Below are 6,124 nucleotides of genomic sequence, written 5' to 3'. Positions count from 1 at the left end.
ACTTGGTCCTTGAGACCGCCGAGGTTAGAGAGAATTCCTTGTGGATTTCGATGTTTTTGTTCTATGGAATAATCGGAGTTTTAGTATTTCTCTCGCTTGTCGTTCTTGGAATGCTTAGGGCAAGAATGGTTAATAGGGAGTTTGTTGTTTTCTATTTGTCAGTACTTGTTGCCTCTACAATAAATTCTGCCGGTGGCTTTTATCTGTATTCGTTATTGTATTTCTCAGTAATAGTTATACTTTTCGGAAGGAAGTCAAGAGAGGTAGATGGATTTCATACCCAGCAAGAAGCGCATCAAGATGATTTGACTTCTTCTACAGAATAAAAAGCGAGAGGGAATTATGGTAGGTGAAAATAAAGAAAATTATCTCTCCTGGAAGGGCTGGGATTGTGATTCCTTTGGTTCGCATAGCAAGTGGCACAGATCCTTTTTTAATTCTGAACTTAAGAGGACGGGCGTTTCAAATATTGAAAGCGTTCTAGAGATTGGGTTTGGAAATGGAGAGTTCATGTCATTCGCTGTTGATTCCGGACTTGAAACTGTAGGGGTCGAGTTAAATGATGAGCTTGTGGGCATGGCTTCATCTATGGGGTATGAGTCATATTCTAGTTTGTCCGATATTCCAAGCGGTAAAAGATTTGATGTTGTCGCAATCTTCGATGTATTAGAGCATATCGATCAGGTTGAAATTCCTGGTTTTTTAGCCGAGGTAAAAAACAAGCTAAATCCTGGCGGTGCAATATTGGCTAGGTTCCCAAATGGCGATAGTCCTCTTGGCCGAATTCATCAGCACGGAGATGTTACGCATAAGACAACTATCGGTAGCGGGAAAATTAGATATTTTGCAGATTCTGTTGGTCTTAGTGTTAGATACTGCGGTGCTCCATCAATGCCAATATTTGGATCTCCTGCTAAATACGCGATTTACAATTTATTCGCGAGACCCATAAGATGGATCTTTGATAGATTCTTTGGTTTTTTATATCTTCAAAGAGTAGACGTGACATTCTCTCCGAATTTAACAGTTGTTCTTGCCTTGGATTGATATACATAACATGGATTTGATCTCACTCAGCTGGATATTCAATAATTGATTGCCACCAAATACAAGCCCGCCAATGAGCGGGCTTTTTTTCGCCTTGAGAAAAGCATGCCGATTACGGCGCAGCAATTGCTGCAGATCCTCTCGAGCTCCGGCCGCCAAGCCGGCGTTTTTGTTCCTGTGCTGAATTCGGCCATGGCCAAGTACGGAATCGTCACTCGACTGCGCATTGCTGCGTTCATCGCCCAGGTCGGGCATGAGTCGGGGCCGTTCCGCTGGCTGAAAGAGTTGTGGGGCCCCACAGCGCAGCAGGCAGGCTACGAACGGCGCACCGATTTGGGTAATACGGTGAATGGTGATGGCTTTAAGTACCGTGGCCGCGGCCTGATCCAGATCACCGGGCGGGCCAACTACAAGTCGTGTGGCGATGCCCTGGGCTTGGACCTGATCAATCAGCCCGAACTGCTCGAGCAGCCGCAATACGCCACGATGTCGGCGGCGTGGTTCTGGTCGACGCGGGGCTTAATACCCTGGCGGATCAGGGCGACTTCGTGAAGATCACTCGCCGCATCAATGGCGGAATCAATGGACTGGAAGATCGCCAGGCGCTGTATGACAAAGCGCTGGAGGTGCTGGCATGACGACCATGCAGAAGCTGGCAGGCTTGGCGTCGCTGATCCTGCTGGCCATGGCCGTTAGCGTCGGCGCTGCCTGGAAGGTGCAGGACTGGCGGTTTGACGGGAAGCTGGCAAAGCAGGCGGGGCAATTCCAGACGGACCTTGACGCGATCGGCAATGCCGCTAGCGCCGAGGCCCGCGCCGAGCAGGACAAGCGCCTGGCCATCGAGCAGCACCTGGCCGCCTCCAACCAACAACACACCAAGGAATTATCCGATGCTCAGCGCAATCAGGCTTTGCTGCGTGACCGCCAGCTACGGCGCCCCTGGCGCTTTAAGGAAAACCACCGAGCATGACTGCACGCACCTTGCGTATCTGGTTTCTGGTCCACAAATGGACCAGCCTGATCGCTACCGTTTTCCTGTTGTTGCTGTGCCTGACGGGGCTGCCACTGATCTTTCATGAAGAGATTGAGCACTACTTCGAGCCGCCGCCGCCCCTGCGCCCGCTGACCGCCGATACACCACGAATCGACTACGACACCGTCATTGCCAGTGCATTGGTGGCGCAGCCGGGGGAGGTCGTGCGTTTTGTCGGTTTCGATCCGGAAAGTCCGCTCGGTACGGTGTACACGGCAACGAGCATTATGCCGCCACCGATCGAGGGGCATTCGCAGTCGTTCGATACACGCACTGGCGAGTTATTTCCTGCGGTGCCGCCAGACGAAGGGTTCATGAACCTGATGTTGCGCCTGCATACCGATTTATTCATGGGGTTGCCCGGTTATCTGTTCCTCGGTTTCATGGGGCTGCTGTTGGTCGCGGCGCTGGTGTCCGGCGTGGTGGTGTACACACCGTTCATGCGCAAGCTGGACTTCGCCACTGTGCGCAACGGGCGCAGTTCACGCTTGAAGTGGCTGGACCTGCATAACGTGCTCGGCATCGTCACCCTCGCCTGGGTGTTGGTGGTGGGGCTGACAGGCGTGATCAATACGCTGGCATTGCCCATTTTCGACTTTTGGCAGAGTGACCAGTTGGCGCAGATGACCGCGCCCTACAAGGATGCGCCGCCGCTGGAGCGCCTCGGGTCGTTGCAAAAAGCGCTGGATACCGCGCGTAAGGCGGCGCCAGGCATGGAGCCCAGCTTCATCGCCTTTCCCGGTACTCAGTTCAGCAGCCAGCACCATTACGCAGTGTTCATGCGCGGCACCACGCCGCTCACTGCGCGATTGCTCAAGCCGGCCCTGGTGGATGCGAGTACCGGCGAGCTGACCGACATGCGTGAGATGCCGTTGTACGTGAAAACCTTGCTGGTTTCGCAGCCGCTGCATTTTGGTGATTACGGTGGTGTGCCGCTGAAGATCATCTGGACGCTGCTCGATCTCATCAGCATCGTCATCCTCGGCAGTGGGCTCTACCTGTGGCTGAGCCGTCGCAAGGTACCGTTGCAAAAACGCTTGGATGAATTGCATGCCAGCGGGCCGGAAATGGGGGGCCGATCATGAGGCGCGGACTGTGGATGATCTTTCGCTGGCCGCTGTTGCTCTTTGTTCTAAGCCTGTTCGGATTGCTCTCGGCGCTGATCGGTGACGGCGTCTATGACCTGCTTTCATGGCTCAGCCTGGGGGTGCCGTTGGGGCTGGTCGGGGTGGTTTGGCTGCGTTTGCGTTCAGCCAAACGATGATTGGCGCGATCCTCCGCGCCGTCATCAACAGCGTCAGCTTCCACTCGGTTGCAGGTCGATTTTCTCCCAGCGGCAACTCACCCACGGAGTTCGCCAGGGCATTGGGCATGCTCAGCGCCGCGACGAAGTCGTGAATGCCGCTGTACTGGGAAAGTCTTCCGCACATGGCCAAGCCCTCAACCTGAAACCTGAGCTTAGACAATGGTTTTCGGGTGAGACATCAGTTCGTTCAGCACACTGCGCAGCCTCTCGGCCTCGCGCGTGCTGAGTCGATCTGAAGTGGTGAGGTTGGCGATCTGCTTCCTCATCGCTGCAGCTTCGGCACCGCGCAGCCTGAGGTATCCGGCAAACTCTTCGTTCTTTGCCTGTGCTTCTGTCAGCATCGCGACCAGGCCGAAGATATCCGCCCGGGCCTTGCGCAGTTGCAGGTTCAGTTCCTGGATCTCGTTCTCGAGCAGCCGGGCATGTTGTTTGTGCATTTCGAGAGGCGTGGGGATGCCAAGCCACCCGCAGGTGTCTTCGTCGATATTCATAGGAGGTATTTCGGGTGCTGTATGTGTATACAGTATTCGAGATTGGGTGAAGTGGAATGCTTGAGGCGACGAACTGCAGGGTTACCCGACGATCAGTCGGGCGCGGGCCTCCCACTCTTTACTATTTACCGGCGGTGATACGCGCCATGAACTGACGCGTCAGGCTGGCAATCTGTTCGGTCTTTTCATCCAGTGCGAAATGCCCCGCGTCCATAATATGAACCTCGGCCCCCGGCACATCATCCTTGTAGCGCATGGCTCCCGGCACAATGAACGACGGGTCGTATTTTCCCCACATGACCAACATCGGCGGTTGGTTGTCTTTCAACCATTGCTGCCATTTAGGGTAAGAGGCGACGTTGTTTCGGTAGTCCAGCAACAACGCCGACTGTATCGCCCGCTGGCCCGGGCGGGATAAGGCGGCAAACTCGTCTTCCCAGGCATCAGGGTTGTAACGCTCGGGATGAGGGCTGGTGCCCAGGTGGCGCTGCTTCGTGCCTTCGTACCCCGTGAACCCATCGACTTGTTCGGGATGTTCGGCGGGAGCCTTCCAGTACTTGGCGATGTTCGCCCACTTGGCACCCAGGCCTTCGTCATAGGCATTGGCGTTCTGGATGATGATGCCGTGCAGTTTTTGCGGCGCGTTGAGGATCATCCGAAAGCCTACCGGGCCGCCGTAGTCCTGCATAAACAGGGTGTATTCATGGATTTGCAATTGCGTGAGCAGCTTGCTCATGGTGTCGGCCAGATGGTCAAACGTGTAGGTGTAGGTCGCGGGCGAGGGCGCGTCGCTTCTGCCGAACCCGGGGTAGTCGGGTGCGATCACGTGATACCGGTCAGCAAGCAGCGGGATCAGCGAATCCCACATGCGCGAGGACGAAGGGTAGCCATGGAGCAGCACAAGGGTCGGCGCGTCCCTGGGGCCGGCCTCGCGATAGAAAACCCTCACGCCGTCCACACTGGACCAATGATAGCCAGTGGACTCGGTGGTATAGGGGACGGACGGCACCGGTTCGCTGGCGTGTGCCGGTGCGGTCATCGAAAGAGTGGTCATAAGTGCTCCCAGCGTGCAAAAGGTGGCGATGTTCATTGAGGCCCTGAGCTCTGATTTGCGCATTTCCCGGTGAAATGCAGCTGCGATCAGAGTGAACGCATCCGGGAACTCACACCATTGGCCCAATGACCATTTTTCATTAGAATCGGGCCAATCTCGATCAGGCCCGCCCTATGAAAAAAAGTGTGAAAGTTGCAGTCATCGCTTTTAACGGCATCAGCCCCTTTCACCTTTCTGTGCCGTGCCTCGTATTTGGTAAAGATCGCCGAGTGGGGGATTCGCCCTGGTTTGAATTGGTGGTCTGCGCGGGCGAAGAGGGGGCGCTGGTTACCAACGCCGGTTTCGCGATCCACTGTGACCATGGTTTGGACCAGGTTGCAGGAGCTGACATCGTCATCATTCCCAGCTGGCGGGACGTCACCGAAAGGCCGCCGTGCGCACTCCTCGAAACGCTTCAGGCAGCCCATGAACGGGGCGCGCTGGTGGTCGGCCTGTGCCTGGGGGCGTTCGTGCTTGCCCATGCGGGCCTGCTGTGCGACAAGCGGGCAACCACGCACTGGGCGTGGGCGGCGCATCTGGCGCGAGATTTCCCACGCATTGAAGTGGACCCCAAAGTGCTCTATGTCGAGGCGCAGCAAATCCTGACCTCTGCAGGCGTGGCCGCAGGGCTCGATTGCTGTATTCATATCGTCAGGCGGATCTATGGGCGGGGGGTTGCCAACGCGTTGGCGCGTCAACTGCTGGTTTCCCCCCATCGCGACGGAGGCCAGGCCCAGTTCATCAGCCAGCCTGTTCCTCAAGGCGCAAGCGACCAGCGTCTCGGCCAGTTGCTGGACTGGCTTCGGGCAAACCTGGGACAACCGTTGTCAATCGATCAGGTGGCGACGAGGCTGGCGATGAGTCGACGCAGTTTCACCCGGCACTTCAAGCAACTGACCGGCTCGACGTTTGGCAAGTGGCTCACGAATGAGCGAATCAAGGCCGTCCAACTGCAACTTGAAACAACCGACCACAGCGTCGAGTCGATCGCTGACGCTTGCGGGTTTGGTACAAGCCTGTCGTTACGCCAGCACTTTTTCTCGATCGTGGGCGTGAGCCCCACAACCTACCGGAAGGCTTATCATCGATAGGGAGCTACCTGTAATTTCCGGTTCCGATACCCGTTCGCTGACGTGCAGCGACGGAGCGAAAAC

General features: G+C 56.0%; 7 protein-coding genes and 3 pseudogenes. 7 read left to right on the top strand and 3 right to left on the bottom strand.

Annotation, left to right across the window (positions count from 1 at the left end):
• From HYE77_RS32480 to HYE77_RS31370, 6 genes and pseudogenes are all read left to right on the top strand, one after another.
• On the top strand, nt 1-326 hold a 326-nt coding region (locus tag HYE77_RS32480), incomplete at its 5' end, for a hypothetical protein (RefSeq protein ID WP_218174624.1).
• A 16-nt stretch (nt 327-342) separates the two neighbouring features.
• The gene (locus HYE77_RS31390; protein WP_087693945.1) at nt 343-1,047 is read left to right on the top strand and encodes a bifunctional 2-polyprenyl-6-hydroxyphenol methylase/3-demethylubiquinol 3-O-methyltransferase UbiG; all 705 of its coding nucleotides are present in this window, start codon (nt 343-345) and stop codon (nt 1,045-1,047) included.
• A 105-nt stretch (nt 1,048-1,152) separates the two neighbouring features.
• Nucleotides 1,153-1,685 (top strand): annotated as a pseudogene (locus HYE77_RS31385) (glycoside hydrolase family 19 protein).
• Nucleotides 1,682-1,972, top strand: a pseudogene (locus HYE77_RS31380) (lysis protein); the annotation flags it as partial. The pseudogenes HYE77_RS31385 and HYE77_RS31380, both read left to right, overlap by 4 nt.
• 41 nt (nt 1,973-2,013) lie before the next feature.
• On the top strand, nt 2,014-3,165 hold the full coding sequence (locus tag HYE77_RS31375) for a PepSY domain-containing protein (RefSeq protein ID WP_177008549.1): 1,152 nt from the start codon (nt 2,014-2,016) through the stop codon (nt 3,163-3,165).
• Complete coding sequence (locus tag HYE77_RS31370; protein ID WP_023658797.1) at nt 3,162-3,344, top strand: hypothetical protein; 183 nt, start codon at nt 3,162-3,164, stop codon at nt 3,342-3,344. The genes HYE77_RS31375 and HYE77_RS31370 overlap by 4 nt, the downstream gene beginning before the upstream one ends.
• Nucleotides 3,345-3,369: 25 nt before the next feature.
• Here the strand turns inward: HYE77_RS31370 and HYE77_RS32790 are convergent.
• From HYE77_RS32790 to HYE77_RS31360, 3 genes and pseudogenes are all read right to left on the bottom strand, one after another.
• Nucleotides 3,370-3,510: pseudogene (locus HYE77_RS32790) on the bottom strand (DUF159 family protein); the annotation flags it as partial.
• A gap of 28 nt (nt 3,511-3,538) precedes the next feature.
• Complete coding sequence (locus HYE77_RS31365; RefSeq protein ID WP_008435088.1) at nt 3,539-3,877, bottom strand: hypothetical protein; 339 nt, start codon at nt 3,875-3,877, stop codon at nt 3,539-3,541.
• Nucleotides 3,878-3,998: 121 nt separating this feature from the next.
• On the bottom strand, nt 3,999-4,931 hold the full coding sequence (locus HYE77_RS31360; protein WP_256347597.1) for an alpha/beta fold hydrolase: 933 nt from the start codon (nt 4,929-4,931) through the stop codon (nt 3,999-4,001).
• A 173-nt stretch (nt 4,932-5,104) separates the two neighbouring features.
• Between HYE77_RS31360 and HYE77_RS31355 the strand changes: the two genes are divergently transcribed.
• On the top strand, nt 5,105-6,061 hold the full coding sequence (locus tag HYE77_RS31355) for a GlxA family transcriptional regulator (protein ID WP_218168931.1): 957 nt from the start codon (nt 5,105-5,107) through the stop codon (nt 6,059-6,061).
• The last annotated feature ends 63 nt before the right edge of the window (nt 6,062-6,124 follow it).

Origin of the sequence: Pseudomonas sp. IPO3774 (assembly GCF_013386835.1) — a bacterium.
Taxonomy (GTDB): domain Bacteria; phylum Pseudomonadota; class Gammaproteobacteria; order Pseudomonadales; family Pseudomonadaceae; genus Aquipseudomonas.
Note: the sequence above shows the minus strand (reverse complement) of the source record. Positions and strands in the feature narration are given on the sequence as shown.